Origin of the sequence: Nocardia vinacea, from assembly GCF_035920345.1 — a bacterium.
GTDB classification, from domain to species: Bacteria; Actinomycetota; Actinomycetes; order Mycobacteriales; family Mycobacteriaceae; genus Nocardia; species Nocardia vinacea_A.
In genome coordinates, this window is the sequence record NZ_CP109149.1 from 4,671,818 (window position 1) to 4,698,627 (window position 26,810).

The 26,810-nt window shown below is 66.5% G+C and carries 21 protein-coding genes; 6 read left to right on the forward strand and 15 right to left on the reverse strand.

The genetic code is table 11. From position 1 onward, the window contains the following. Positions 1–76: 76 nt before the first annotated feature. From OIE68_RS21465 to ftsY, 3 genes are all read right to left on the reverse strand, one after another. The gene (locus OIE68_RS21465) at positions 77–415 is read right to left on the reverse strand and encodes a P-II family nitrogen regulator (RefSeq protein WP_327101138.1); all 339 of its coding nucleotides are present in this window, start codon (positions 413–415) and stop codon (positions 77–79) included. A 4-nt stretch (positions 416–419) separates the two neighbouring features. Further along, positions 420–1,799, reverse strand: coding sequence for an ammonium transporter (locus tag OIE68_RS21470; RefSeq protein WP_327101139.1), 1,380 nt, complete (start codon positions 1,797–1,799; stop codon positions 420–422). Positions 1,800–2,034: 235 nt separating this feature from the next. Then, on the reverse strand, positions 2,035–3,711 hold the full coding sequence (gene ftsY / locus OIE68_RS21475) for a signal recognition particle-docking protein FtsY (RefSeq protein ID WP_327101140.1): 1,677 nt from the start codon (positions 3,709–3,711) through the stop codon (positions 2,035–2,037). 120 nt (positions 3,712–3,831) lie between these two features. Between ftsY and OIE68_RS21480 the strand changes: the two genes are divergently transcribed. Beyond that, positions 3,832–4,221, forward strand: coding sequence for a DUF2237 family protein (locus OIE68_RS21480; protein ID WP_014987060.1), 390 nt, complete (start codon positions 3,832–3,834; stop codon positions 4,219–4,221). An 82-nt stretch (positions 4,222–4,303) separates the two neighbouring features. Here the strand turns inward: OIE68_RS21480 and OIE68_RS21485 are convergent, their stop codons facing one another. Next, the gene (locus tag OIE68_RS21485; RefSeq protein ID WP_327101141.1) at positions 4,304–5,101 is read right to left on the reverse strand and encodes a TetR/AcrR family transcriptional regulator; all 798 of its coding nucleotides are present in this window, start codon (positions 5,099–5,101) and stop codon (positions 4,304–4,306) included. Between the two features lie 105 nt (positions 5,102–5,206). Here OIE68_RS21485 and OIE68_RS21490 point away from each other — a divergent pair, with 105 nt between their 5' ends. After that, entirely contained in the window at positions 5,207–6,124 is a 918-nt protein-coding gene (locus OIE68_RS21490; protein ID WP_327101142.1) for an NmrA family NAD(P)-binding protein, read from the forward strand. Between the two features lie 65 nt (positions 6,125–6,189). On the opposite strand, the gene OIE68_RS21495 is transcribed toward OIE68_RS21490, so the two are convergent. Beyond that, positions 6,190–10,569, reverse strand: a complete 4,380-nt coding sequence (locus OIE68_RS21495; protein WP_327101143.1) for a tetratricopeptide repeat protein — start codon at positions 10,567–10,569, stop codon at positions 6,190–6,192. Positions 10,570–10,662: 93 nt separating this feature from the next. Further along, positions 10,663–14,277, reverse strand: coding sequence for a chromosome segregation protein SMC (gene smc, locus OIE68_RS21500; RefSeq protein ID WP_327101144.1), 3,615 nt, complete (start codon positions 14,275–14,277; stop codon positions 10,663–10,665). A gap of 312 nt (positions 14,278–14,589) precedes the next feature. On the opposite strand from smc, the gene OIE68_RS21505 reads away from it, so the two are divergent. Then, on the forward strand, positions 14,590–15,972 hold the full coding sequence (locus OIE68_RS21505; RefSeq protein ID WP_327101145.1) for a hypothetical protein: 1,383 nt from the start codon (positions 14,590–14,592) through the stop codon (positions 15,970–15,972). Here OIE68_RS21505 and OIE68_RS21510 read toward each other — a convergent pair. Then, entirely contained in the window at positions 15,967–16,206 is a 240-nt protein-coding gene (locus OIE68_RS21510; RefSeq protein ID WP_327101146.1) for a hypothetical protein, read from the reverse strand. The genes OIE68_RS21505 and OIE68_RS21510 overlap by 6 nt on opposite strands. 52 nt (positions 16,207–16,258) lie before the next feature. Between OIE68_RS21510 and OIE68_RS21515 the strand changes: the two genes are divergently transcribed. From OIE68_RS21515 to OIE68_RS21525, 3 genes are all read left to right on the forward strand, one after another. Then, positions 16,259–16,684 carry a DUF1707 domain-containing protein gene (locus OIE68_RS21515; protein ID WP_327101147.1) on the forward strand — a complete coding sequence of 142 codons (426 nt, stop codon included), beginning with the start codon at positions 16,259–16,261 and terminating at the stop codon, positions 16,682–16,684. A 248-nt stretch (positions 16,685–16,932) separates the two neighbouring features. Beyond that, a complete protein-coding gene (locus tag OIE68_RS21520) occupies positions 16,933–17,874 on the forward strand; it encodes an alpha/beta hydrolase (protein ID WP_419150728.1) in 942 nt (313 codons plus the stop codon). A 67-nt stretch (positions 17,875–17,941) separates the two neighbouring features. After that, complete coding sequence (locus tag OIE68_RS21525; RefSeq protein WP_327101149.1) at positions 17,942–19,774, forward strand: hypothetical protein; 1,833 nt, start codon at positions 17,942–17,944, stop codon at positions 19,772–19,774. Positions 19,775–19,880: 106 nt separating this feature from the next. Here the strand turns inward: OIE68_RS21525 and OIE68_RS21530 are convergent, their stop codons facing one another. The 8 genes from OIE68_RS21530 to OIE68_RS21565 all read right to left on the reverse strand — a co-directional run bounded on the left by OIE68_RS21530 (position 19,881) and on the right by OIE68_RS21565 (position 26,665). After that, the gene (locus tag OIE68_RS21530; protein ID WP_327101150.1) at positions 19,881–20,330 is read right to left on the reverse strand and encodes a DUF350 domain-containing protein; all 450 of its coding nucleotides are present in this window, start codon (positions 20,328–20,330) and stop codon (positions 19,881–19,883) included. 29 nt (positions 20,331–20,359) lie between these two features. Continuing rightward, positions 20,360–21,523 (reverse strand): glutathionylspermidine synthase family protein, encoded by a 1,164-nt coding sequence (locus tag OIE68_RS21535; RefSeq protein ID WP_327101151.1) that lies wholly within the window; start codon positions 21,521–21,523, stop codon positions 20,360–20,362. Further along, positions 21,523–22,377 carry a hypothetical protein gene (locus OIE68_RS21540; RefSeq protein WP_327101152.1) on the reverse strand — a complete coding sequence of 285 codons (855 nt, stop codon included), beginning with the start codon at positions 22,375–22,377 and terminating at the stop codon, positions 21,523–21,525. The genes OIE68_RS21535 and OIE68_RS21540 overlap by 1 nt, the downstream gene beginning before the upstream one ends. 28 nt (positions 22,378–22,405) lie before the next feature. Next, complete coding sequence (locus OIE68_RS21545; protein ID WP_327101153.1) at positions 22,406–22,684, reverse strand: acylphosphatase; 279 nt, start codon at positions 22,682–22,684, stop codon at positions 22,406–22,408. After that, positions 22,684–23,154, reverse strand: coding sequence for an OsmC family protein (locus OIE68_RS21550; RefSeq protein ID WP_327101154.1), 471 nt, complete (start codon positions 23,152–23,154; stop codon positions 22,684–22,686). The genes OIE68_RS21545 and OIE68_RS21550 overlap by 1 nt, the downstream gene beginning before the upstream one ends. A gap of 105 nt (positions 23,155–23,259) precedes the next feature. After that, positions 23,260–23,967, reverse strand: coding sequence for a response regulator (locus OIE68_RS21555; protein WP_040693437.1), 708 nt, complete (start codon positions 23,965–23,967; stop codon positions 23,260–23,262). A 38-nt stretch (positions 23,968–24,005) separates the two neighbouring features. After that, positions 24,006–26,510 carry a sensor histidine kinase KdpD gene (locus OIE68_RS21560; RefSeq protein WP_327101155.1) on the reverse strand — a complete coding sequence of 835 codons (2,505 nt, stop codon included), beginning with the start codon at positions 26,508–26,510 and terminating at the stop codon, positions 24,006–24,008. Continuing rightward, a complete protein-coding gene (locus OIE68_RS21565) occupies positions 26,507–26,665 on the reverse strand; it encodes a hypothetical protein (RefSeq protein WP_327101156.1) in 159 nt (52 codons plus the stop codon). The genes OIE68_RS21560 and OIE68_RS21565 overlap by 4 nt, the downstream gene beginning before the upstream one ends. Positions 26,666–26,810 lie beyond the last annotated feature (145 nt).

A 26,810-nucleotide genomic window follows, 5' to 3' on the forward strand; every position in this document is an offset into this window, starting at 1 on the left:
ATCCAAATGCGTACGGCCCCGCCCCGACCGGGCTATCCGGTGGGAGCGGGGCCGCCGCTCGATTTCGATTTTCCGTTTACAGAGCGTCGGTACCGCGTTCGCCCGTCCGCACCCGGATGATCGATTCCACCGGCGTCACCCAGACCTTGCCGTCACCGATCTTGCCGGTGCGGGAGGCCTCGACGATCACCTCGACGACCCTGTCGACCGTTGCATCGTCCACGACAACCTCGACCCGAACCTTCGGAACGAAATCCACGGAGTACTCGGCGCCGCGGTAGACCTCCGTGTGCCCCTTCTGGCGGCCGTAGCCCTGCACCTCGCTGACGGTCATGCCCAGCACACCAGCCTGCTCGAGCCCGGATTTGACGTCCTCGAGAGTGAACGGTTTGACGATTGCGGTGATCAGTTTCATGTCGTCATGCCTCCTTGACGGCGGTACGTGCCGTGCCACCCACAGCAGCGAAATCGTATGCCGTTTCAGCGTGCTCGGACTCGTCCATGCCCACCGACTCGGCTTCCTCGCTGGCGCGCAGCCCAATGGTGAACTTCACGATATAGGCAATGATCAGGGTCGCGATAAAGGAGAACGCAAGTACCGCACCGGCGCCGACGGCCTGACGCCACAGCTGGTCGAACCCGCCACCGTAGAACAGGCCGGTCTTGCCCGCACCCGCCTCCGGCGCGGCAACGAAGCCGACCATCAGGGTGCCGATGATGCCGCCGACGAGGTGCACGCCGACAACGTCGAGCGAGTCGTCGAAGCCGAACTTGAACTTCAGGCCGACCGCCAGCGCGCAGACCGCACCGGCGACAAAACCGATCGCCAGAGCGCCGAGCACGTTGACCGAGGAACAAGACGGGGTGATCGCGACCAGACCGGCCACCACACCCGAAGCCGCACCCAGCGAGGTGGGCTTGCCGTCGCGGAACTTCTCCACCAGCAGCCAGGCCAGCATCGCGGCGCAGGTCGCGAGGGTCGTGGTGATGAAGGTCGAACCGGCCAGACCACCGGAGGTGACCGCAGAACCGGCGTTGAACCCGAACCAGCCGAACCACAGCAGACCGGCGCCGAGCATCACGAACGGCAGGTTGTGCGGACGGAACGGAGTGCTCGGCCAACCCTTGCGCTTACCGAGCACCAGCACCAAGGCCAGGCCCGCCGCACCGGCATTGATATGGACCGCGGTACCACCGGCGAAGTCGACCGCGAGCAGTTTGTTCGCGATCCAGCCGCCTTCGTGCACGACATTGCCGTCGGCGTCCTTGACGTCGAAGTCGAAGACCCAGTGCGCGACCGGGAAGTAGACGACCGTCGCCCAGATACCGGCGAACAGCAGCCAGGAGCCGAACTTCAGGCGGTCGGCGACCGCACCCGAGATGAGGGCAACCGTGATGATCGCGAACATCAACTGGAACGCGACGAATACGGTCGCGGGGATGGTGCCCGCGAGCGGAATGTTCACGGCCTCGGTGGTGATGGTGCCCGCGGCGTCCTTGACCTCGGCAACCGAATTGCCGCCGATCAGACCCTTGAGACCAAAGAACTGCGCCGGATCACCGATCACGCCGAACTTGTTGTCGCCGAACGCCTCCGAGTATCCGTATAGCGACCACAGCACGCCGACCAGACCCATGGCGCTGATACTCATCATGATCATGTTGAGCACGTTCTTGGAGCGGACCATGCCGCCGTAGAAAAACGCCAGGCCAGGCGTCATCAACAACACGAGCGCTGAACTGGCCAGCATCCAGGCGGTGTCACCGGTGTCCGGTGCACCGGTAAGGGGAAAAGCCACCTTAATGTCCTCCTCATCTCGGGCCCAGCCGACTCCGGCAATTGGACCTGCACAGAAGGGTCCTCATTCGGTGTTTCATCCGTGATGATGCCGTGTTTCGCCTAAGTGAACGCGTGGTGCAGTTGTGTTGCTACCACGTTTCCTGGCGTACACAGACGTTTCATCGCGGGTGTGCGATATGTGTCGGAGCAAACCGACAGCTGTTTCCGAGGAGAAGGATTCGGCGGCCGTGGAACTAGCCGAGCAACGCGTCCACGAAGGCTCCGGGCTCGAAGGGAGCCAGGTCGTCGGCGCCCTCACCGAGGCCGACGAGTTTCACCGGAACGCCGAGTTCGTGCTGCACCTGGAAGACAATGCCGCCCTTGGCGGTTCCATCCAGTTTGGTGAGCACGACGCCAGTGATATCGACCACATCCGCGAAGACGCGCGCCTGCATGAGGCCGTTCTGTCCGACGGTCGCGTCCAGGACGAGCAGGACCTCGTCGACCGCGGCCTTCTTCTCCACGACGCGCTTGACCTTGCCGAGCTCGTCCATCAGACCGGTCTTGGTGTGCAGTCGGCCCGCGGTATCGATCATGACGACATCGACGCCGTCCTCGATGCCCGCGCTGACGGCGTCGAAGGCGACAGCGGCGGGATCCGCGCCCTCCTTGCCTCGGATGGTATCGGCACCGACCCGCTCACCCCAGGTCTGCAGCTGATCGGCGGCGGCGGCGCGGAAGGTGTCTGCGGCGCCGAGCAGGACCCGGCGGCCGTCGGCGACCAGTACGCGGGCGAGTTTGCCGGTCGTGGTGGTCTTTCCGGTGCCGTTTACGCCGACGACCAGCAGGATCGACGGGTGATCGTCGTGCGGTAGCGCGCGCACCGAGCGGTCGAGTTCGGGACGTAGCGCCTCGACCAGTACCTCGCGCAGCACGACGCGAGCCTGTTCGGTATTGCGGACACTACGCGTGGCCATCTCCTCGCGCAGGCGATCCACCACCGCGGCGGTGCTCGCGGTGCCGAGATCGGCCAGGACCAGGGTGTCCTCTACCTCTTCCCAGGAATCGTCGTCGAGGTCGCCGCCGCCGAGCAGGCCGAGCAGGCTCTTGCCGACAGCGTTCTGCGAGCGGGACAGGCGGCCGCGCAGGCGGACCAGGCGGCCGGCGGTCGGCTCGATTTCCTCGAGGGCGGGGGTGGTGGCCGCGTCGGCGGCGGTGGGTTCGGGCGCGGTTTCTACGGAGTTCTTGTCCGGGGTCGGCGCTGGTGCCTCGGCTGCGGGCGGGGCGGCGCTCGTGGGCGGGGCTGGTTTGGTGCCCGTCGGTGCGGCGGAGTCCGTCGGCGCGGCGGTGTCAGTGGCGGCGGTGTCGGTGGACGCGGCGGGGTCTGTCGGTGCGGCGGTTCCGGGGTCCGCAGCGGTAGTGGGGTCCGCAGGCGCGGTGTCCGAGGGCGCGATGGCATCGGCGCTGGTGAGCGGGGCCGTTCCGGGTTCGGTGGTTACCTCGTCCGATTCGACCGCAGTATCCGAATCGACCGTGGCCGTGGCGGATTCGGCCGTGGTGCCCGCGCCATCGGTTTCGACCGGTGCGGATTCCGCGGTATCGACATCACCCTCGGGCAGCGGCACATTGGTGATGCCGCGCTTCGGCGCGTCACGCGGAATCGCCGCGTCGTCGCCGACGTGGGGTTGTCCCTCGGTATCGGTTCGCTCGATTGGAGCGGGCTCCGGGCGTGTCGCGGTGGCCGTGCCGCCCTGGCTGAAGTTGAAGCCACCGGAGGCCGCGTATCCGCCGGACCGGTCGGTCAGTTCTTTCTCGGCGGCGGGTGGCGTCAGTGTGACGCGACGGCGCTTGTACAGGACGAATCCGGCGACAAACGCCACCACCAGCAGGGCGGCGACAGCGGCAATCAGGATCCAGGCTTCGGAGCTCACGCCGACCATCCTTGCAGAACCAGGTCCTTCGCCTTACCACAGCGTCCTGGACCCGACACACAACCCCCGAGATTTCTTGTCCTGCGGAACTTCTCGCGACGGGACAATAGTATCGGCGACGTGACCGATCGAAACGTGCTTGGGGGGCCGCTGGAAGAGTGCGGCGCCGATCCTCTCACCGGCTTCTACCGGGATGGCTGCTGCAGTACCGGGCCGGAGGATCTGGGCAGCCATACTGTGTGCACCGTCGTCACGGCCGAATTTCTCGAACACCAGGCGTCCATCGGCAACGATCTGAGTACGCCGCGCCCGGAGAACAACTTCCCGGGCCTACAGCCGGGAGACCGGTGGTGTGTGGTGGCCGTGCGCTGGTTGCACGCCCACGAGGACGGTGTCGCCGCGCCCGTGGTGCTGGCGGCCACCCATGAAAACGCCCTGGAAGTGATCTCGATGGACATCTTGCGCAAATACGCCGTCGACGTGCCGGACGACGTGAGCGACCTGCTCTAGCTCCCCCGCCGATTGCCGACCGTCGATGCCCAGAGCGTTCCGGGCAGACGGTCGCCTGGCGGAATCCGAACATTCTGTCGTGTCATCGCAGCGCGGCCGCCTCAGCCCGCGCCGCGCGGGTGGTTCGTTGGCGGTGTGCCTTCTGACGGCAGGCCGCCGAGCAGTATCGGGCCGGGCGACCGGTGCCGGTGGGGTGGATCTCGGTGCCGCAGATCGGACAGGTTTCGTTACGAGGGCCAGTTTCGTTACCGGACTTGGCCTCGGCATCGGGTTTCGTTACGGCGCGGATTCCGGGATTCGCACGCATGGCATCGAGCATGATCACGACAGCCCGAATCAGCGGTCCACCGGGGCGCTGACGTCGTTGAACCGCGACGCATCCGGTGAAAATGTCCAGCACATCGGCGATTTCGAGATCAGAGCGGACCGTGCCTTGGCGCTGCGCCGCCGTCAACAGCGCGCCGAGCGCCTGATGAAAGCGGTCGCCCGCGCCGCGTAGCAGTGCCTTCGGCCAACCGTCATCGGACTGGACGACATCGCACAGCGCCTGGCTGCCCGGGGCCGAGAAGACCACCTCGCTGCAGACCGCGAAGAACGCGCCGCCCGGATCCGGCGCGTCGAGATATTCGGCGGCCAGTGTCGCGAGTCGGTCGACGCGCTGCTGCATAACTGCTTCCAGCAGATCGGTTTTCGTGGGGAAATGCCGATAGACGGTGCCCGCGCCCACCCCGGCCCTGCGGGCCACCTCGGCCAGTGAGACCGAGGTGCCGTGTTCGGCGAAGGCGCGTTGCGCGGCCGCCAGCACCAGCGCGCGATTGCGGCGGGCATCGGCCCGCGCGGCGACCACGGATGGCGCCGGAGTGGACAGCGAAGCAGACATTTCGTTACGGCCTTCCGTTCCTGGACCTGGCCAAGCGGGTGAGCACACCCATATCGTCGGAATGCGGGTTATCCGACCCGATTATATCGAGCAGAGAAGGCGAGCATGTCCCTTCAGCAGAACCCCATCCTGGTCACCGGCGCGACCGGCAAGCAGGGCGGCGCGACCGCGCGCCGACTGCTGGCCGACGGTATCGCGGTGCGTGCACTGGTCCGCGATCCGCAGGCGCCCGCGGCCCGCGCATTGGCCGACGCCGGTGCGGAATTGGCAACCGGTGACTTCGACACTCCCGCAACCCTGGACGCCGCCGTCGCCGGAGCACGCGGCGTATTCCTCATGCCTCCAGCCGCATTCGGACCGAACGGTTGGCAGGCCGAGTTGGAGGCCACCCGCGGCATCGCGACGATCGACGCAGCCAAGCGCGCGGGGGTCGAACAAATCGTCTTCACCGGTGTTGCTTCGATGACCGATGACGCAGCCTGGGGCCAGGCCGGAAAGAGCAGCATCGAGGAGGCCGCCGCGGCCAGCGGTCTGCGCTACACCCTGTTGCGTCCGGTGCGCTTCATGGAGAATTACGTCCTGCGTGGCAGTCCGGTGGACGGCATCATCGACGGCGTGCACAAGCATCTGTTCCCGGCGGACCAGCCGCTGCAGATGATCGCGATCGACGATATCGCTGCCTTCGCCGCACTGGCCTTCGCCGACCCGGATAGCTTCCACGGCCGAACCCTCGAATTGGCCGGTGATGCAATAACTCCTGTCGCGGCCCTGGCGGCGATCAGCCGGGCCACCGGATATCCGGTGCGGTACCACGAGCTCACCGAGGCCGAAGCAGATGGCCTCGGCGAACAGATCGGCAACACCTGGCGGCTGCTGCGCGAGTCCCCGGGGTGGCACGCCGATATTCCGGCGCTCCGGGAACTCTACCCCGCCCTCACCACCCTCGAATCCTGGCTCAACACAACCGGTGCCGCCATGATCAAGTCCCAGCAGGACAGCGACCGGCTCGCACCCTCGCACTGACCGACGTCGTCGGGATCCGCACTGGGCGCGCACGAGAAGTGCGGGTCCCGAGGAGACCGCGAGGGTTAGGACTGGGGTTTTCCATTGGGGCAGGCGGCTCGGGTACGACGAGTGTCGGGGTGATCGGGACCCAGAACACGAAGCTGGTCCGCTAAGAGTTCTATGTATTCGGTTGCGGCGGTATCGGTATCGCCCGCCGAGGCGCGGGCGTGCGCCAGGTGGAAGCGGGTGCTGAGCGTGCGCGGATGGGACCTGCCGAATATTCGATATTCGTCGGTGAGCAATTGCTCGAAATCGCGCACAGCGGATTGCGGATCGCCGGATTCACAACGCCAGCGGGCCAATTCGTTGCGGTTCAGCAGCGTATCCGGATGATCGTCGCCGAGCACTCGGACGCGATCGGTGAGCAGCAGCTCGAGACGCTCGACCGCGATGGCCGGATCACCCTGCGCGCCAAGCCAACACGCCAGGTCGTGGCGGGTGCGGAAGGTGTTGGGGTGTTCCGGGCCGTGCACCCGGATGCGATTCACGAGTACATACTCGAATTCCGGCAGGGCCGTGGCGATATCGCCGCTCTCCGCCCGATAGTGCGCGAGATTCGCGCGGGTGCGCAGGGTGTCGGGGTGATCCGGTCCGAGTACGCGCTCCCGGTCGACGAGCAGATGCTCGAATTCGATGACCGCCGCGGCCGGATCACCGCTTTCACCGCGCCAATAGGCGAGATTGTGCAGGGTCGTCAGCGTGTCATGGTGATCGGCGCCGAGAATGCGCCGCCGGTCGTCCAACAGTTCCGCGTATTCGGCTATGGCGGTGGCATATTGGCCCGCCTCACCGCGCCACTTCGCCAGATTGTGTCGGGTGCGCAACGTATCGGGATGATCGGGACCGAGGATGCGCAGCCGCACCGGTAGCAGCTCCTCGAGGTCGGCGAGCGCTACGGCGGTATTGCCGCTCTCACCGCGCCAGAGCGCCAGGCGGTGCCAGGTGTGCAGGGTTTCCGGATGCAGGGGGCCGAGTACCTTGCGTTCATCGTCGAGCAGTTGTTCGTATTCGGTGACGGCCGCGCCGATCCGGCCGCTCTGGCCGAGGAAGAATGCGAGACAGTGCCGGGTACTGAGGGTTTCCGGGTGCCGCGGGCCGAGGATGGCCAGTTGGTCGCGCAGCAGCAGCCGGTACTCGGCGACGGCCGCTGCCGGGTCGCCGCTCTCCCCGCGCCAGTAGGCGACCGCGTGGCGGGTGCGCAAGGTGTCTGGATGATCGATCGGTAATACCCGCTGCCGGTCGGCCAGCAGCTGCTGGTACTCCAGCACCGCGGTGGCCGGATTACCGCTCTCCCCGCGCCAGAAGGCGAGTTCGTGGCGTGTACGCAGGGTATGCGGGTTATCGGCCCCGAGGACCCGGATCCTGGCCGGAAGCACCTGCTCGAATTCGGCGACGGCGGTGGGGTAGTGACCGATTTCGCCATACAGGTGGGCGAGGTTGTGGCGTGACTTCAGGGTGAGCGGATGATCCAGGCCGAGGATTCGGCGCTCGTCCTCGATCAGTTGCCGGAATTCGCCGATGGCCCTGCGGTGTTCGCCGCTTTCGCCGCGCCAATAGGCAATGCTGTTGCGAGTGCGCAGCGTATGCGGATGATCCGGACCGAGAATGCGGGTCCGATCGGTCAGCAGCTGCTGGAATTCGGCGATGGCGCGCACGTGATCGCCGCTCACACCGCGCCAGCGCGCAATATCGTTGCGAGTGATCAGGGTATGCGGATGATCGGGTCCGAGCACCCGTTCCTGTTCGGCGAGCAGTTGCTGGAATTCGGCGATGGCGCGCACGTGATCGCCGCTCTCGGCGTGCAATTGGGTCAGGTGGTGGCGGGTCTTGAAGAAGGCCGGATCGGCCGTGCCGGAGATGCGTTGCTGATCGACGAGTAGTTGGTGCAGCTCGATGATGGCGGCATCCAGGTCGCCACTCTCACCGCGCCAGTAAGCGAGTTCATAACGGGCGGTGAGAGTGTCGGGATGATCCGGTCCGAGAACACGCAGCCGGTCGGCGTGCAGCTGCTGGAAATCCGTGATGGCCTGGGCGGTTTCCCCCTGTTCGGCACGAAAATGCGCGAGGTCACCCCGGGTGCGCAGCGTCGCCGGGTCGTCGACGCCCAGCAGACGGGTCCGGTCGGCGACCAACTGCGCGAATTCGGCTACGGCGGTGGGGAAATCACCGCTCTCGCCATGCCAGCGGGCGAGATTGGTTCGAATGGTGAGGGTGCCCGGATCGTCCGCACCGAGCGCGCGTATCCGTTCGGCGAGCAGCTCCTCGTGTTCGGTGATGGCAGTGGCCAGATCGCCGCTTTCCCCGCGCCAGAAGGCGAGATTATTGCGGGCGGTGAGGGTGTCGGAGTGATCGGGGCCGGCCGCGGATTCGAACGACGGTATCCAGGCGGCCCACAGATCGCGATTATCCGCTGCTCTCGGGGTGGTCAACCGTTCCAGGAAAGCCATCGCGGCAGCCGAATCGCGGTAGCCGAGATAGTGGCGCACCGCCGATCGCCGCGCGTAATCGGTGATCTGCGGTGCGGGTGTCGACGAGCCCGCATCCAACTCGATCGCATCGGCCAGCGCCCGGTGCGCGTCGCGCCGCCACTCCGGCTGCCCAGCGACCATCAGGGAGCGCCGAAAGGCGTTGTGCGCCAATCCCAGCGTCTCTCCTTCGGTGCCCGGTCTGCCGCGGCTGACCAAAACCCCCAATCGGACAATCAGATCGCGAACCCGGTTGGTGCTCAACTCGATACCGAGGAATTCCATACCGCGTTCCAGCAACTCCAGCGGCAGCACCGGCCCGGCACCGGCGGCAACCAGAATGCCGAGCAATGCGTATACAGCTGCGCCCGTGGCGGAATCCGCGTTGTCGACGATGTCGCGGACCCGTCGCGACACGAGTGTATCGATGCCGATTCCCCGTTCCAGATCGGAAGAGGTTATATCGGAACGGATTTCCATCAGCAGGCGCGCCAACAGCCAACCGCCCGTCGGCGTCTGGTGCAGCAGACTGTCGATCCACTCGCGCCAATTCGTATGCGCGGTATGGCCGCGTGCCGCCGCGACGGTATTGGCGATATCCGGAGTCGTCGGCGCGGGCAGTTCGATGCGACACATATGGGCGAGTCGCGGCGAATTCTCGATGCCGGTGCCCTCACGGATCCCGACGATCAGATGGACGTGCGCGAGCTGCGGGCGACGGGTCAGCTCGGCGACCGCATACGACAGCAGCGCACGGCTGCCGCGCTTGGGCTGATCGAGTCCGTCGACCAGAATGTGCACCGACTTCGAGTTGCGCAGCCGCGCCAGCGGCTGCAGAATCCTGATCTCGAACAGATCGAGCCCACGACTGTCCTGCTCGGCCAGATCGAATTCGACCATGCGCGTCGCGGCCTTGAAACCGTCGAGCCTGCTGCCCAACTGCTGTGCCAGCTCGGCGGTGAACGATTCCATGGAGCTGGTGACATCGAGAAATATCGCGGCCGTGACGTATTCGGCCTTGATCGGCAGCGTATCCACCCAGCCCGGGCGAATCAGCGTGGCGAGCAGGGTCGACTTGCCGCAGCCCGCCGGACCGAGCACACCGCGCAGCCGTGCCTCGCCCGCGTCGACCACCTGGGTCAGCCGCTCCCGCAACGGCTCCGAGATGACCAGACCGTTGATCAACTGGTCGATGAAACCGGCCGCGGCGGTGCCGCTGACCGCGTCCTCACGGCGGGCGGCATTGGGTACCAGCCAGAGCCCGGGATCGCTACTGGCTGTGCGGATTCCGGAGGTGTAGGAGAACGACTGCGGCTCCAGCGCGGGACAATGGCGCAGCGGCTGCACCAGATCCGAGGGCAGCAGACTTTCGCCGCCGTGCGGTACCCCTTTGCCGAAGGTGGTGATGATCGTCCTGGTGAAACAGCCGAAGTAGGCGGGTCCGTTGCCGGTGGCGACCAGCAGTTCGACGCGTCCGTTCGGGCCGGAGGCCTCCGGCCAGCGCCGGGCGGCACCGCGCACACCCTCCCCCGTCTCGCAGGCGTCGATCAATACGATCAATCCGTCCAGCGTCGCGGCACTGTTCAGTCGCTCCTGGATTTCCTGCGTCAGGTGAAAGGCGTTGCGCAGCTTGGGCAACTGCGGTGAGTCATGGGCGAGCAGGTAGAAGTTCTCCGCGGCGGTGGTGATGCCGTGGCCGACGAAGCTGATCAGCAGTGTCGCTTGCCGATTCGACGCGGTGTCGAAGGCTTCGTCTACGGCGCAGACCAATTCGTCGATCGTCGGATCGAGCAGCGGGCCATCGGTGCCGGTGGCCGGTTGCCAGCCACCGAGTTCGCGCAGTTCGGTGTAGAGGCCGGTGGCGAGGTCGTCGGTGAAACCCAATCTGGGCAGCGCTGCGCACTCCGAGCCGACTACCAGCGCTACCCTCCCACCCATATTTCGCAACGTACTCGGCGGGCGTACGCGCCGGGCAACAACGCGGAATCGAAAAGGCCACGATCACAAGGGAATTCTGAAGGGGCCTCAGGTTCAGGCCGCGCCCACCGGGGTCAGGGTCTCTCCGCGCAGCCGCTGACTGATCACCTGGGTGATGCCGTCGCCGCGCATGCTGACGCCGTAGAGCGCGTCGGCGATCTCCATGGTCGGCTTCTGGTGGGTGATGACGATCAGCTGACTCTTCTCGCGCAGCTGCTCGAACAGGCCGATGAGGCGGCGCAGGTTGGTGTCGTCCAGCGCGGCCTCGACCTCGTCCATCACATAGAACGGCGAGGGGCGGGCGCGGAAGATGGCCACCAGCAGGGCAACCGCGGTCAGCGATTTCTCGCCACCGGACAGCAGTGACAATCGCTTGACCTTCTTGCCGGGCGGGCGGGCTTCCACCTCGATACCGGTGGTCAGCATGTCCGACGGATCGGTGAGCACCAGCCTGCCCTCGCCGCCCGGAAACAGTTTCGCGAAAACGCCGACGAATTCGCGCTCGACGTCCTCGTAGGCCTCGGTGAAGACCTGCAGGATGCGCGCGTCCACCTCAGCGACCACTTCCAGCAGATCCTTGCGGGCGCTCTTGACATCCTCGAGCTGAGTGGCGAGGAAGTTGTAGCGCTCCTCGAGCGCCGCGAACTCTTCCAGCGCAAGCGGATTCACCTTGCCGAGGGTGGCGAGGTCCTTCTCGGCGCGCTTGGCGCGGCGCTCCTGGGACTTGCGGTCGAACGGCATCGGCGCGGGCGCGATGACCTGCTCGCCGCGCTCCTTGGCCTGTTCGTACTCCTGCCACTCCAGATCCGATGGTGGCATCGGCACATCCGGACCGTATTCGGCGATCAGATCGGCCAGTGCGATGCCGAACTGTTCGGCGATGGTCGCCTCGATCTGCTCGATGCGCAGTGCCGCTTGGGCTTTGGCGACCTCGTCGCGGTGCACGGCGTCGGTGAGTTGGGCCAGCTGGGTGGTCAGCGCGCGGGCCCGCTCCTTGATCTGCTCTACCTGGGTGGCGCATTCGGTGCGGCGGCGCACGAGTTCGTCACGGCGCGCACCCGCTTGCGCCACCACGGATTCCAGTTCGGCGGCGACCTTGGCACCGGATTCGGCAACGGCGGCAGCGACTTCGGCGGCCTGCCTGCGCGCGGCCTGTGCGCGTTCGGCGCGGGCCCTGGTCTCCCGTTCCGCGCGTGCGGCCCGACGCAGCGAATCCGCTTTGCCGCGAACCGATTCCGCGCGTTCCTCAGAGGTGCGCACGGTCAGGCGGGCCTCGACTTCCAAGGAGCGCGCCTCGGCCAGCGCGGCGGCGGCCTCCTCACGATCGCGGCCGGCGGATTCGGTGCCCGCCGCACCCATGCCGTCGTCGTCGACCTCGGATTCGAGCTCGGTGCGGCGCAGCCGCTCTTCGAGATCGGCCAGCGCCGCCAGCGCCTCTTCCCGACCCGACTCGGTTTCCGCGCGCTGGCCGGTGAGCCGGTCGATATCGGATTGAGCGGTGCGCGCCACCTCGCCGAGCCTGCCCAGGCGGTCGTAGATCACGACCATGGCCTGATCGGATTCGTGCAGTGCGAGCAGTGCCTGGTCGACGGCATCCTTGCGGTCGGCTTGTTCGGCAAGTGCACCGGACAGGGCCGCCTCCAGCTCTTCGGCGCGGCGTTGCGCGGCGACCAGATCGACCTTGGCGGTATCGATATCGGCCTGGATCTCCAGCTGACTCGGTGCACGATCGGATCCGCCGAGCACCCAACCGGTTCCGGTGAGATCGCCGTCGCGGGTGACCACGCGCAGTTCCGGCCGGGCCCGGACCAGCTCGGTGGCGGCGGCGAGATCGTCGACCACGGCGACACCTGCGGTCAGCGCGGCAACGGCGCCGCGCACGTTGGCCGGTCCGTCGACCACGTCGACCAGCCAGCGCGCCCCGCCGGGCAGCACACCGTCGGACGTAGGCGGCGCGGCAACGGCATCGAAGACCAGCGCGGCCCGACCGCCGTCGGCCTCCTTCAACGCCCGCACCGCGGCGTGTGCGGAATCTCCGGTATCGGCGGCGACGGCATCGGCGAGCGGTCCGAGGGTCGCGGCGACCGCGGCCTCGAAACCACCGTGCACCCGAATCAGCCCGGAGAGCGGACCGAGTAGGCCCTGTGCGCGATTCTCGACCAGCCAGGCCGCGCCGTCCCTGCGCGCCAAACCCATACCCAATGCTTCGATGCGGGCGCTCAGCGAGGCCACTCGCTTACTGGCGTCGCGATCCTGTTCCCGCAGTTCCGTGACGCGCTGATCGGCCAGTGCGAGGGCCTGCACCGCATGCTCGTGCTGGGCGTCCAGACCGGTCTCACCGGCCTCGAGTTCACCGAGTTCGCCCTGGACCGTATCGAATTCGGCCTGGGCCGCCTCGCCACGCAGGCGGGCCTCGCCGATCGCGACCGTGAGCCGGGTGATCTCCGCATCCACCGACTGCGATCGGGTGCGCAGGGTGTCGACCTGACCGGACAGCCGGGCCAGTCCTTCACGACGGTCCGCGATGGCGCGCACCGCGGCCAGATGTGCCTGCTCGGCGGCCTTCGCTGCCTGCTCGCGTTCGGCGAGCGCCTCGCGCGCGGCCTCCAGGGTTTCGGCCGCAATCTCGACTGCCTCGCGCAGTTCGGCCTCCTCGGCCTCCACGCGTTCGGCCTCGGCCTCGAGTTGCTCCGGATCGCGGCCGCTGCCGACGGGCATTTCGGTGTGCAGGTTGCGGGCTCGGTCGCCCGCGATTCGGATGGTGGCATTGACGCGCTCGGCCAGCGCGGACAGCTGGAACCAGATCTGCGCGGCGGCTTCGGCGCTGGGGGTCAGCCGGGACAGCTGGAATTCCTGCTGTGCCAGTGCGGCATTCGCGGCGTCGAGTTCGGTCTGCACCGTGATCTGCTGTTCGCGCGCGTACGCCTCTTTGCTCTGCTGGCTCTCCAGCTCATTGCGCCGGGTGACCAGGTCATCGGCGGCCAGACGCAGGCGCGCGTCACGCAGGTCGGCCTGGACGGTCTGGGCGCGGCGAGCCACCTCGGCCTGCCTGCCGAGCGGTTTGAGCTGGCGGCGAAGTTCGGTGGTGAGGTCGGTGAGGCGGGCGAGGTTGGCCTGCATCGCCTCCAGTTTGCGGACCGCCTTCTCCTTGCGCTTGCGGTGCTTGAGCACACCGGCGGCCTCTTCGACGAAGGCGCGGCGGTCCTCGGGACGCGATTCCAGGATGGCCGAGAGTTGACCCTGTCCGACGATGACGTGCATTTCCCGGCCGATGCCGGAGTCGCTGAGCAGTTCCTGCACATCCATCAAGCGGCAGGAGCTGCCGTTGATCTCGTATTCGCCCGCGCCGTCGCGGAACATGCGCCGGGTGATGGAGACCTCGGCGTAGTCGATCGGCAGCGCACCGTCGGAGTTGTCGATGGTCAGCGTGACCTCGGCGCGACCGAGCGCCGCGCGTCCGGTGGTACCGGCGAAGATGACGTCCTGCATCTTGCCGCCGCGCAGCGCTTTCGCACCCTGTTCGCCCATCACCCAGGTGAGCGCATCGACGACATTCGACTTACCCGAGCCGTTCGGGCCGACCACACAGGTGATGCCCGGCTCGAAACGCAAGGTCGTCGCGGACGCGAAGGACTTGAAACCCTTCAACGTCAGACTCTTCAGGTGCAAATTCGACGACCCTTCCCTGCGCGGTGGTCTGAGGCGACCAGCCATGGTATCCGTCGAGCATCGGTTACCCCGTAAGCGGGCGGCCACCGCCCCCGTAGGTTATCGACTCCGCGCTCGTTGTCCCGCATTTCGGTGTGCTCCACATTTGCTGGCCGCGCGTCAGTTTCGCATCCCTTGTCCGTGTTCGCACCCCGGACGGGCGCTCCGACTCGACGGGACTGACCGGTTTGTCCTTGCGGTATCGCCGGACTGCCGGGGCGCATACGATCCACTCTGATTGGCCAGCGGACCGTTAGTTCGGGAGTGCAGAGCATGTCATCGGACAAGACCAGCAATGTGCTCGGTCCAGCCCGTCATGCAACAACACTGCGGCTCTCACGCATCGCGACGCTGGTCGCGGGCAGCTTGGTATTTCTGTATGCGTGTGAGGTCAGCCGGAAGAGCGATCTGTCCGATGTCTGGGTGCAGGTCGCCGTCGCCGCCGTACTCGCGCTTACCGGCTTGACCACGGCCTGGTTCGAGGTGAAGGCCGCCGACCACGCCGCCGCCCGCGCCCGCACCGACATCCGCGGCTTCCTCATCGAATCCGACGGCATAACGGTGCGGGCCCGCATCACCCGCGGCGGCGATCTCGTCTTCCACGGCCACGACACCAGCGGCACCTACCCTGCCTATGAATGGGATTGGGCCTTCCGCGCCACGACCTTCCCCGCCATCCGCACCGCCCTCGGTGGCGGCAGGGGCGACCTGCTCGACCTCCTGGAACACGCGGTTCCCGACCTGGACCGCCAAGACCGCTACGACCCCGGCGCCTGGCTGCACAACCAGGGCATCCCCGCCGCCTTTCGCGAACGTGGCGACACCTCCCACCGCATCACCCGCGAGCTACCGGTGGTTACTTCCGAAGCCCCTCGACGAGATTCGTCCCGCGAATCCACTGGGGAGCACAAGCTGTCGAGCAAGCGTCGCAACGCACCCGACCCCGCAGACGCGCCTCGACCCGGCCGATCAAGCCGCCGCGACCCATCCCCCGACCAAAGCGCTCCAGCCCGCACCCGACGCCGGGCCTCGAACTCCCAACGCTCCCAAGATCCTCCGAACTCAGCCGAACGCCACGACGAACCGCCGACCCGTCGCCGCGAGCAGCCGTCGAACACGCGCCGAAGAACGAGCGATCGGCGGGAGGCACAGTCGGACAGGCCTGCCGATAGACAACCGAGGGACCGTTGGGACAGCCCACAAAGCGACCATCGCGACTCACCACCGAGTGATCAATGGAACGCACCGCCAAGCGATCAGTGGGACGCACCACCAGCACGCCCCGCTCGACTATCGGGCGCACCCCGCTACGAACCATCGCCCGATCACCGGATCGATCCATCAACTGCACGCCGGGGCGCGCCACCGACCCCGCACCACGATCAGCCACCGTACGAACCAGGCACACCACACGCCCACCGCAGAACCCCAGCGGATCCCCGGCCGTCCGAGCCCTCGAGTGATCACTGGAATGAACCACCAGCCGCCCGATACCGGGAACAAATGGACTACCGCGAACGCACCGGCCGGACCCGGGACGAAAGTTCCGGCGCGCACCGGCACGTGCTATCCGGCGCACACCCCGGCGAACCGCAGCAGCGCGAATTGCGGGGGCGGCGGGACGAGTCGCCTGACCGGCGTCACCGCAGGTCATAGGCGGTAGCTGACACCCACCGGCCCGACATCGGACGAGCCGGACGCATCGAACATGCCCCGGAAACCCCTGCGGATCCAGGGCAGTTCGAGCCGTCGCTGGAGCGAACCGCCACCTCCGCCGACACGGGCAATCTGGTCGGCGTAACCACAGGTCAGCGGCCACGCGGCCGATTCCGCACCGCCTCCCGCATACGCCGCCACACATGGGTTGACATTCCACATTGGACGGTGCATGCTGGTTTCACCTTCCAATGTGGAATATGGATCTAGCCGTTAGGAACCGGACATGGAAATCTCGCCTGGTACTCGGGCCTCCGATGCGGAGCGCGAGAAGGTTGTACGCCTGCTCGGCAGGCATATGGCGGATGGTCGGATCGACCTTGCCGAATACGATCAGCGCGTCGCCCGCGTCTATGAGACCGGCGTTCGCGACGATCTGCAGCTGGTGCTCTCAGATCTGCCGAAGTTGCCGAAAGAGTCTGCCGGACAGAAGAATTCGATGAGCCGCTTCCCGATCTGGCAGCAGATCGAAGGTACCTCGTGGCTCGGGGTGAGCGTGCTGGTACTCGCCATCTGGGCCGTGATCTCGATCAGCGTCGGAGAATTCACCTACCCTTGGCCGATCTGGGTTATCGGCCCCTGGGGTGCAGTGCTGGCCTTCCGCATGCTGGCCGGTTTCGAATCGGGCCGATTCGGGCGTCAGACCAACTGACGTGTCGTCATCGCCGACGATCCAGTCCTACTCGGATCAGTGCTGGATGCACCGCAACGGTATCCAGCACTCCGACCGACACAGCATCGCCGACCCGACTTCCCGGCACACCCAAGATCGACCTGACGCGTTCTTTACGGCCGCGGCCTCGTAATTTGCTGCGGCATGGGTGTGCACCCCGTAGCGGACGCCGATGATGTTGGTACACACCGGGTTTGCGAATCGATCTTTGGTGGTATAACGGAATCGTGAGGGCTTCAAGGCATTTGGCCTCGCTCGTGAGTGTGCTAGTGGCCAGTTTCGCGATTTCTGTCCTGTCCGTTCGCCCTGCCTCGGCGGCGCCGCAAGTGGTCGGTGAGACGCCGCTGGACGGTTCGGTCTCGCAAGTGGACGTCTACTCTCCCGCGATGGATCGGGTGGTGAGCAACAGGGTGATTCGAGCCGCGGGTGGTCCCGCGCCGACGCTGTACCTGCTCACCGGAATCGGTGGCGGCACCGATGGCATCTCGTGGTGGGACGATACGGATGTCCGGCAGTTCTTCGCGGATAAACATGTCAACGTGGTGATGCCGATCGGCGGCGCGTACAGCTTGTACACCGACTGGCTCAACGACGACCCGGCGGTCGGCCGCAACCGGTGGCAGACGTACCTCTCGCGGGAACTTCCGACCGTTCTCGATATCCGGCTCGGCAGCACCGGCCGCAATGCGATCGCGGGTGTGTCGATGAGCGCGGGGTCGGCGGTGGATCTGGCGATTCAGGCGCCCGATGTGTACAGCGCGGTGGCGGCCTACAGCGGATGTCCGTGGACGTCGGATGCGCTCGGGGTGGCGATGGTCAGCGCGCAGGTCATCCGCGGTGGGGCCAACCCGGTGAATATGTGGGGTGAGCTGGGCCAAGGGATCTGGCGCAGGCACGACGCGTTCGCCAATGCGGGTGCGTTGGCGGGTAAGACGATCTATCTATCCGCCGCCACCGGCACGCCCGGCGCGATAGATGAAGGCGGACTGGGCTTCCCGCCGGTCGAGGCCATCGCCAGCTCGTGCACGGATGCGTTCGCCGACCGGCTCGGCGAGCTCGGACTCCCCGCCATCCATGTCAACCGCCCCGAAGGCTCACACACCTGGGGCCAGTTCGAAACCGACCTACACGATTCCTGGCCCCACCTGGCCCGAGCCCTGGGCGCGTAACCGAACCTCGCCCGTTGCGCTCTCCGGTTGCGGCGGGAGCTCGCAGGTGACACTACGGTGGGGTGCCATGGACACCGTCGCCGTGCTGGAGCGCGCCGATGTCGCGCCTGCCCGGATGCAGGGAACGGCGCGGGCTGTTCTCGTTGTGGCGTCGTGTCTCGTGCTGGTGCAGTTGGTGATCCGGTGCTGGGTGGCGGGGAGTGGGTTTTTCTACTGGGACGACCTCATCTTGGTGGGGCGGGTGGGTAGCCATTCGCTGTGGTCCACGGATCTGCTGCTGTACAACCACGATGGACATTTCATGCCGCTGGCATTCGCTACGGCCTGGGTGGTGACCGCGGTTGCGCCGCTGACGTGGGCCGGGCCGGTGGTGTCGTTGCTGCTGCTGCAACTGGCGGCGTCGGTGGCGGTGCTGCGGATGCTGGTGGTGGTTGTCGGGGTGCGGTGGGTGATTCTTGTGCCGCTGGGGTTCTATCTGTTCTGTCCGCTGACGCTTCCGGCATACGTATGGTGGGCCGCCGCGCTCAATGCGCTGCCGCTGCAATTCGCGCTCGCGTGGGTGATCGGTGATGCGGTGCGGCTGGTCGAGACGGGGCAGCGGCGGTATGCGGTATCGGGGGTCGTGGCGCTGGGGGTCGGGCTGCTCTTCTTCGAGAAATCGGTGATCGTTCCGTTCGTGGCATTCGCTGTCGCGGTCCTCGCTCGGCACGTCGATGGTCCGGGATCCGCGATGCGGGTGGTGGCGAGACGTGGGGCGGCGCTGTGGGGTGGATCCGGGGTGGTGATCGTCGGTTGGCTGGCCGGATATCTGACGGTGGTGGATGTTTCGGCGGTGCACACCAGTCCGGCGGAATTGCGTGACTTGCTGCCCGGCGCAACGTCGTTGGGGATTGTGCCGACACTGTTCGGCGGACCGTGGAGTTGGGAGCGCTGGTTGCCATCGACGCCATGGGCGGATCCGCCCAGCTGGGCGGTGGTGTCGGCGTGGGTCGCATTGTGCGCGCTGGTGCTGCTGTCGCTGCGTGCCCGGCTTCGTGTGGGGTCGGTGTGGCTGACGGCGGCAGCGTACGTACTCGTCGCCCAACTGCCGGTCGCGTTGGCCCGCAGCGGACCGAACACCGCCGCCGAACTGATGCAGTCCCTGCGCTATTTCGCCGATATCGCTGTGGTGTTGACCGCAGCGGGTGCGCTGATCTTGCGTGCTAGACCGCGCGACCATGCTCCGGCGTTGCTTCCGGGCTCGTACGGATTACTTCCCGGCTCGCGGATCACGGCCGTATCGAGTGCGGCCTTTCTGGTGAGCAGTCTTTGGACCACCGCGTCTTTTGTGCAGTCTTGGCGGGTCAACCCGACGAAAACGTATGTCACGAATGTGAAGTCGGCATTGGCGGATTCCGATGGGGTGCCGCTGTTAGAGCAGGAGGTGCCGTGGAATGTGTTGAATCCGACGGCATATCCGCAGAACCTGACCAGTCGCGTGCTCGCACCACTCACGAAGCCGACAACCTTTGGCGACTCGACTCCGCACTTGCGGATGATTACCGACACCGGTGAGATCGTCGAGGCGGCCGTTTGGTGGAACCGCAGCATCCTGTCCGGGCCAGAGCCCAACTGTGGCTATCGAATCCGCGGTCCGCAGCCGACCGATATTCCGCTCGACGGTCCGATGCTCGAACACGAATGGACCGCACAACTCAACTACCTCGCCAACGAAGACGGACGGATCACCGTCTCCTTCGAACACGGCGAGCCCGTGGCCGCGCCGGTCCGCAAGGGTGTGAATACCGTCTACATCCGCGTCGTCGGCAGCGGATCCCATCTCCGAATCAGCCCCCGCACAGCAGGACTCGACCTCTGCCTCGGCGTCGGGCCCGTCGGAGTCGCCTCCTACGACAACTGATTCCCCGGACACCGCTGAGCCGATCATCGGATACAACGCCGCCCCAGAGCGACATCAGTTGCTGAAGCCGCCTCGGCCGACGTTCGGGCGCGACCGCACCCGAGGACTACAGAATGGCAAAGGCGACAACCAGACCGAGCGCGAAATGCGCTGCGGCCACCACGAGAACCTCGGTGGTATAGACATCGGATTCCAGCGCCGCGCCGATATCGATGCCGAGTGCGCGCTCGATAACTCGCACCGAGATCACCTGCGCGATGATGCCGACCAAACCGTAGACGCTAGCGGCGATGAGCCCCTCGGAGAGTTTGCCCGCCGAGGCATAGGTCGCCAACACCACGATCAAGGCCATGCTGACCATGCCCGCGGCCGTGACGATGATGGCATTGGGTTTACCCGCGGCGACCAGCGCGCGCAGCTTACCGGGTGTGGTCAGATCGATGGCGTAGAAGCCGACGAGCATGAGGGCCAAGCCGACAATGGCGTAGAGAACGATGGCTCCAACGCCGGTGCCGAGCGAGTTCCAGTAACCCGATTCGAGGGCAACTGCGGTCATCGTGATCCTTCCGAGGTGAGGTCGCGTAGTTACTGCGTAATGCGGTGCGGGACAAAGGCCGAGCCGTCGTCGGTGATCAATCCGGCGGTTTCACGAATCCCGAGTCCAGCCGCGTTGTCGCCGACGATCCAGGCGCCGAGGACCGGGCGCATATCGTCGAATTCCGGTAGCGGGTCGAGCAATTGGTAGACAAAACCCTCTTCGCCGTAGACCCCGCCGGTGGCCGTCTCCAGGCCGGCGCCGACGATGGTCATATTCGCGCCCTCGCGCCCGAGCTTCGGCTTGCGAATGTATTCGGTGAGCTCATTGGGCTGATCGAGGTAGGCGGGCAATAGATTCGGATGCCCGGGATACATCTCCCACAGGATCGCGAGGATCGCCTTATTGCTCAGCAGGGTCTTCCACAGCGGCTCGACCCACATGGTCTGTGGCAGGCTCGCGACCACGCGCTTACCGAAATCGTCGTCGAGCACCCACTCCCACGGATAGAGCTTGAAGATCGCATCGATCGAACCCTCGGCCAGATCGACGAAACGCTCCAGCTCACTGTCGAATCCGACCTCCTCGATCGGTAGCGCGATGGTGTCGAACCCGGCCTCGGCCGCGGTCTCCTGCATATACGCGGTGGTGACATTGTCCTCGCCGGTTGCATCCGCACCGGACCAGGTGAAATGCAATTGCGCCGAGGGCAGGATGTCGCGCAGCTCGGTCCAGCGCTCGACCAGCTTCTCGTGCAGGGAATTCCACTGATCGCCGTCGGGATAGAGCGCGGTGAGCCAGTGCCACTGCACAATCGCCGCCTCCAGCAGTGAGGTCGGCGTATCGGCGTTGTACTCCAACAGTTTCGCCGGACGGCGCGCGTCATAGCGCAGATCGAAGCGCCCGTAGACGTACGGGTCATTGCGCTTCCAGGATTCCGCGATCGGCCCCCAACTCCATTCGGGCAGACCGAAATCCTTGTACCGCTCGGTGAGCACCACATGCTCGACGGCATTCAGACACATCGAATGCAGCAGTTCGACATCGGCCTCCAGCGCGAGGATCTCCGACATCTCGAACTCGTAATGCACCGATTCATCCCAGTACGGCCGGGGCAGACCGCTTGCGTCACGGCCGGGTGAGCCGTAGACCAGCCCTTGGCCCTCGATGATCTGCTGCCAGCCGGGCCGCGGCGTACCGCGCACGCGCCGCATTACGAACCCCCGCTGCTCTTGCTACTGGTCCCGAGACCGCCGCGGGTAACGGTGCTGCCGCTCTTGGTCGAGATCTGAGCGCCCTTGGGCTGCACCGTGGTTCCGCCGGTCGGCGGTTTGCCGACGGTGTTGTTGCCGCCGTAGTAATAGCGGTATTGCGTCCCGTTGTAGATGAAGATCCCATTGCTGCCGGTGTACGCCCCCGTCGTGCCGGATCCGACGGCGGTCGAGGCGGTCTGGCACTGGTCGTCGGCTGCGACGACCTCCTGACCGTTCTGATCGATCACGGTGCAATACGCGGTCACCTGATCGGGTTTGGTGAGTGCCCGATAGGCGAGGTAACCGCCGCCGACCAGACCCGCGACACCTACGATGGCGACTCCGCCGATGAGCACACGCTTGCGGGTGCGCTTTTTGTGCTCGGCGGCGGCGGTGGCGGCCCGCTGCGCATCCTCGGCGCGCTTACGTGCCTTGTCGCGCGCCCGCGCCTCGGCCACCGTTGGCGGGCGTGGCTGGGTGACACCGGGCTCTTGGCGCTGGACGCTGCCCGCGCGCGGTGGCGTTCCGAACCGACGGGGCTCGGTGCCCGGTGGAACCGGTTGCGGCGGCTCGGATTCGAAGCCCGCGTCGCCGGGAGCGGCGCTGGACTCGCCCGTCCCCGGTCCTGATTCCGGCGGGGCTTGTTCCGCCCCGGCGGGCGGCGGCCCAGCGGCGTGATCTGGTGCGGAAGTACCCGGGCCGGATTCCGGTGCACCCGACCGCGATCCAGCGGCGTCGGCACCGCGCGCACCCGACGCTGGATCGGCCCCGTGCTGATCCGCGTTATCGCCCGCGCCCGGACCCCCGGTACTCAACAATCACATCCCTCGGCCGTCGAAACCACTACCGCTCCTCGAATCCGGACAAATCTCCCCGCGCGGGCTCCCAGCTTTCCACAACAAGGTCGACCCGACCAGGAGTATCTCCAGAACGCAGAAGATCCAGCAACATTTCGCAGGCGGGTCGCGGACCTTCGGCCACCACATGCACCCGACCGTCACGGGCATTGGTGGCATGTCCGACCAGTCCGAGCGCCAGCGCCCGCGAGCGCGTCCACCAGCGGAAGCCGACGCCCTGCACGTAGCCGTGCACCCAGGCGCTGAGCCGAACCGATTCCGGCATCACGCGTCGATGGCGTCGATATCGAATGTCAGCGTGACCTTGGTGCCGGCCTTCAGCGTCCGGCCGACGGTGCAGACCTTGTCGATGGCGCGCTGCACAGTGACCAGCAGTCGCTCGCGGGCCTCCTCGTCCAATTCGCTGAGGTCCAGCTCGAATACCTCGTCGAGCTGCGGGTACACCTCGTTCTCGCGGTCGGCGTCGCCGGAGACGCGGATGGTCGCGTCGAAGGCGTCGCCGAGCTTGCGCGAGAGCGGGAAGTCCGCGCTCAGTCCGGAGCAGCCCGCCAGGGCGATCTTCAGCAGCTCACCCGGGGTGAAGGCCCCGGGTACGCCCTGCGATGCGATCAATACCTCGGCCCCGCGCGAGCTGCGGCCGGTGTACGCCCTGGTCCCGGTGCGCTCGACCCACAGTGCGGTCGGCTCGGTCGCGGCGGCGGTGGTGGTCGCGGATGCGGTGGTCTGGTCAGCCATGGTCACGATCCTGCCATTCTCGAAACGGAACTCTCACCCCCGCCAACGCCGCGCGACCGCGAGCCCTTCCGCGAATGGCCACCTCAACCGGTGATCTCCGAGACATCACTCCTGGAAGCGGTACCCCATTCCGGCCTCGGTCAGCAGATGCTTCGGATTCGAGGGATCGATCTCGAGCTTGCGCCGCAACTGCGCGAGATACACCCGCAGATAATGCGTTTCGGTGGCGTACGACGGCCCCCACACCTCACGCAGCAGTTCGCGCCGCCCGACGAGTTTGCCGCGATTGCGCACCAGCATCTCGAGCATGCCCCACTCGGTCGGGGTCAGGTGCACCGTTTCACCGTTCTTGGTGACCTTCTTCGCGCTGAGGTCGACGGTGAACGAGGACGTCACCACCACCGGATCGGAGGCATCGGTATCGGTCGCGCCACGCCGGACCGCCGCCCGCAGCCTGGCCAGCAGCTCATCCATGCCGAACGGCTTGGTGACATAATCGTCCGCGCCCGCGTCCAGCGCCTCCACCTTGTCGGTCGAATCGGTGCGCGCCGAGAGCACGATCACCGGGGCGGCGGTCCAGCCGCGCAGTCCGGCCAGCACCTCGATGCCGTCCATATCGGGCAGGCCCAGATCCAGGATGACCACATCGGGATGTTTATCGGCCGCCGCGCGCAATGCCGCCGCGCCGGTGCCCGCGGTAATCACCTCGTAGCCGCGCACCGACAAATTGATGCGCAGTGCGCGGACGATCTGCGGTTCGTCATCGACCACGAGCACCTTGGTCGACGGTGCTTCCTGCTTCTTGTCGGTCATCACGACTTCCTGTGCGGTCCGCGGTGTCAATGTGCTCATCATCGGCTGCTCACCTCGGTTTCATCGGCAGGCAGGTCCACGATCATCGTCAATCCTCCGCCCGGTGTCGGTTCGGCGTGCACGGTGCCGCCCATCGCCTCGACGAAACCGCGCACCACCGACAGGCCGAGCCCGACACCCGTGGTGTTGTCGCGATCGCCGAGCCGCTGGAACGGCTCGAATAATTGCTCCTCGGTGCCCGGTGGCACACCGGGACCGACGTCGACCACGGCGATCGACACCCGATCGCCGTCGTGTTCCGCGGTGACCCGCACGGGCGTATCGCGCGTCGAATGCCTCAGTGCGTTATCGATCAGATTGGCCAGCACCCGCTCGAGCAGGCCGCTGTCCGCACGCACCGAGACCTCGCCGACCTCCACCTTCACCCGATCCATTGCCGCGCGCCGCAGCCCGCGCGCGCCCATCCCGACGCTCACCAGCGCCTGGTGCACGACCTCGTCCATATACACCCGACGGAACTGCGGCTGCACCACACCGACCGCCAGCCGCGACGAGTCGAGCAGATTGCCGACCAGTGCGGTCAGCTGATCCACCGATTCCTCGATGGTTTCCAGCAATTCGACCGTGTCCTCGGGCGAGAACTCGATGTCGTCACTGCGCAGGCTGGAAACCGCGGCCTTGGCACCGGCCAGCGGCGTGCGCAGATCATGGCTCACCGCGGACAGCAGCGCCCGGCGCAACCGGTCGGCCTCGAGCAGGGCCGCGGCGGCGCTGGCCTCCTCGGCCAGCCGGGACTGGCGGACCAGCCCCGCGGCCTGATTGGCGACGGCGTTGAGCACCGGACGGTCGGTCGTGGCGAGGGGACGTCCGGCCAGCAGCAGCCAGCTCGTCGCATCGCCCGCCTGAATCGCGGTCTCGGCCTCGGACGCTCGCTGCGGCGGACTCGTGCCGACCGCAGCGATCACCTCGTCGCCGAACTGCATGCTGACCGCGCGCAGCCCGTAGGTCTCGCGCACCTGTTCCAGCAGCTTGGGCAGATCCGCACCGTGCAGCACAGCACCGGCGAACAGGGTCAGCAATTCGGCCTGCTGGGAGGCCCGGCGCGCCTGCCTGGTCTGTTTGGCGGCCACATCCACCAGCGCCGCGACCGCCACCGCGACGATCAGCAACACCACCACCGTGACGAAGCTGTCCGGTTCGGCAATGGTCAGGCTGTAGCGCGGATCGACGAAGAACCAGTTCAACAGCATGCCCGACAGCAGCGCCGAAAGCGCCGCAGGCACAACGCCACCGAGCAACGCCACGGCGACGACGCCGATGAAGAACACCGCGCTGAGCCCGCCGAGCTGCAGATATCCGTCCAGGAAGGCGGAGCAGACGGCCGAGACCACCACCGGAACCAGCACCGCCGCGAGCCATGCTCGGATCGGCTGGCGCGGCATCAGCGAATAGCGGCGCAGCCCACGGTTGGCCTCCTCGTGCGTGACCATGTGTACATCGATCTTGCCGGATGCCTGCACGACGGCGGAGCCGATGCCCTCGTCGAGCATGCGCGCCCAGCGTGAGCGCCGGGACGTGCCGAGCACCAACTGGGTCGCATTCACCTCGCGGGCGAATTCCAGCAGCGTATTCGGCACATCGTCACCGGTGACGGTATGCAGCGCGGCATCCAGACTCGCGGCGAATTCCCGCAGCCGGGTCAGCCGTTCCGTCGATACCCCGGCAAGTCCGTCGCCGCGCACCACGTGCAGCAAGACCAGGTCGGCGCTGGATTTGGTGGCGATGCGGCTGGCCCGGCGCACCACGGTCTCCGATTCGGGACCACCGGTCACCGCGACAACCACGCGTTCGCGCGCCTCCCACAGCTCGGTGATCTTGTGGTCGGCCCGGTATTTCGCCAGTGCGGCATCGACCTGGTCGGCCAGCCACAGCAGCGCCAATTCGCGCAGGGCGGTGAGATTGCCTGGCCGGAAGTAGTTGCGCAGCGCCGCGTCGACTTTGTCAGCGGCGTATACGTTTCCGTGAGAAAGCCTGCGCCGCAACGCCTCCGGCGTGATATCGACCAGTTCGACCTGGTCTGCGCTGCGCACCACGGCGTCGGGCACGGTTTCCTTCTGCTGGATGCCGGTGATCTGCTCGACGACATCGTTGAGGCTCTCGAGATGCTGCACATTGACCGTCGAGATCACGTCGATGCCCGCGGCCAGCAAATCCTCGACGTCCTGCCAGCGCTTGCCATGTTTGCTACCCGGCGCGTTGGTGTGCGCGAGCTCGTCGACCAGCACCACGGCCGGTACGCGGCGCAGCACCGCTTCCACATCGAGTTCAGGCAGCGTGGTCCCGCGATACGCCACCATGCGCGGCGGAATCCGATCGATGCCCGCGAGCAGTTCCGCGGTCTTGGCGCGGCCGTGTGTCTCCACTACCGCAGCTACCACGTCGCGGCCGCGTTCGAGTCGGCGATGGGCCTCGCCCAACATGGCGTAGGTCTTGCCGACCCCCGGTGCCGCACCGAGGTAGATGCGCAGTTGCCCGCGTTTCACTCGTCCATCATCGCGCGATACGGTGTGTCGCCGAAGATCCGTACCCGTTCTGTCGCGATCTCCGAATCCTGCCGCTGCCCCATTATCGACAGCGCGCGAATGATCAGCGCGCAACAGACGAATCCGATGAGCACCGCGACCGTGACAGCCGACATGACGATCCTTTCACCGACCAATAGGACCCCGGTCGCGCTGGCATCCCCCGCATGGCCGGTCGATGAATTTCTACTCCCGTATCGGCCGCCTATCTGGATCTTTACGGTGTGTTGACGGGTTGACCCCCTACCTTGACGGCATCCT

Bases quoted from the DNA above. Each gene is read 5' to 3' on its own strand.
- OIE68_RS21490 (WP_327101142.1), top strand. From the start codon at position 5,207: ATGTCCCTTCAGCAGAACCCCATCCTGGTCACCGGCGCGACCGGCAAG.
- OIE68_RS21505 (WP_327101145.1), top strand. From the start codon at position 14,590: ATGTCATCGGACAAGACCAGCAATGTGCTCGGTCCAGCCCGTCATGCA.
- OIE68_RS21485 (WP_327101141.1), bottom strand. From the start codon at position 5,101: ATGTCTGCTTCGCTGTCCACTCCGGCGCCATCCGTGGTCGCCGCGCGG.
- OIE68_RS21465 (WP_327101138.1), bottom strand. From the start codon at position 415: ATGAAACTGATCACCGCAATCGTCAAACCGTTCACTCTCGAGGACGTC.
- OIE68_RS21545 (WP_327101153.1), bottom strand. From the start codon at position 22,684: ATGCCGGAATCGGTTCGGCTCAGCGCCTGGGTGCACGGCTACGTGCAG.
- OIE68_RS21525 (WP_327101149.1), top strand. From the start codon at position 17,942: ATGGACACCGTCGCCGTGCTGGAGCGCGCCGATGTCGCGCCTGCCCGG.
- OIE68_RS21535 (WP_327101151.1), bottom strand. From the start codon at position 21,523: ATGCGGCGCGTGCGCGGTACGCCGCGGCCCGGCTGGCAGCAGATCATC.
- OIE68_RS21565 (WP_327101156.1), bottom strand. From the start codon at position 26,665: ATGTCGGCTGTCACGGTCGCGGTGCTCATCGGATTCGTCTGTTGCGCG.
- OIE68_RS21530 (WP_327101150.1), bottom strand. From the start codon at position 20,330: ATGACCGCAGTTGCCCTCGAATCGGGTTACTGGAACTCGCTCGGCACC.
- OIE68_RS21510 (WP_327101146.1), bottom strand. From the start codon at position 16,206: ATGCACCGTCCAATGTGGAATGTCAACCCATGTGTGGCGGCGTATGCG.
- OIE68_RS21555 (WP_040693437.1), bottom strand. From the start codon at position 23,967: ATGACCGACAAGAAGCAGGAAGCACCGTCGACCAAGGTGCTCGTGGTC.
- OIE68_RS21515 (WP_327101147.1), top strand. From the start codon at position 16,259: ATGGAAATCTCGCCTGGTACTCGGGCCTCCGATGCGGAGCGCGAGAAG.
- OIE68_RS21495 (WP_327101143.1), bottom strand. From the start codon at position 10,569: ATGGGTGGGAGGGTAGCGCTGGTAGTCGGCTCGGAGTGCGCAGCGCTG.
- OIE68_RS21550 (WP_327101154.1), bottom strand. From the start codon at position 23,154: ATGGCTGACCAGACCACCGCATCCGCGACCACCACCGCCGCCGCGACC.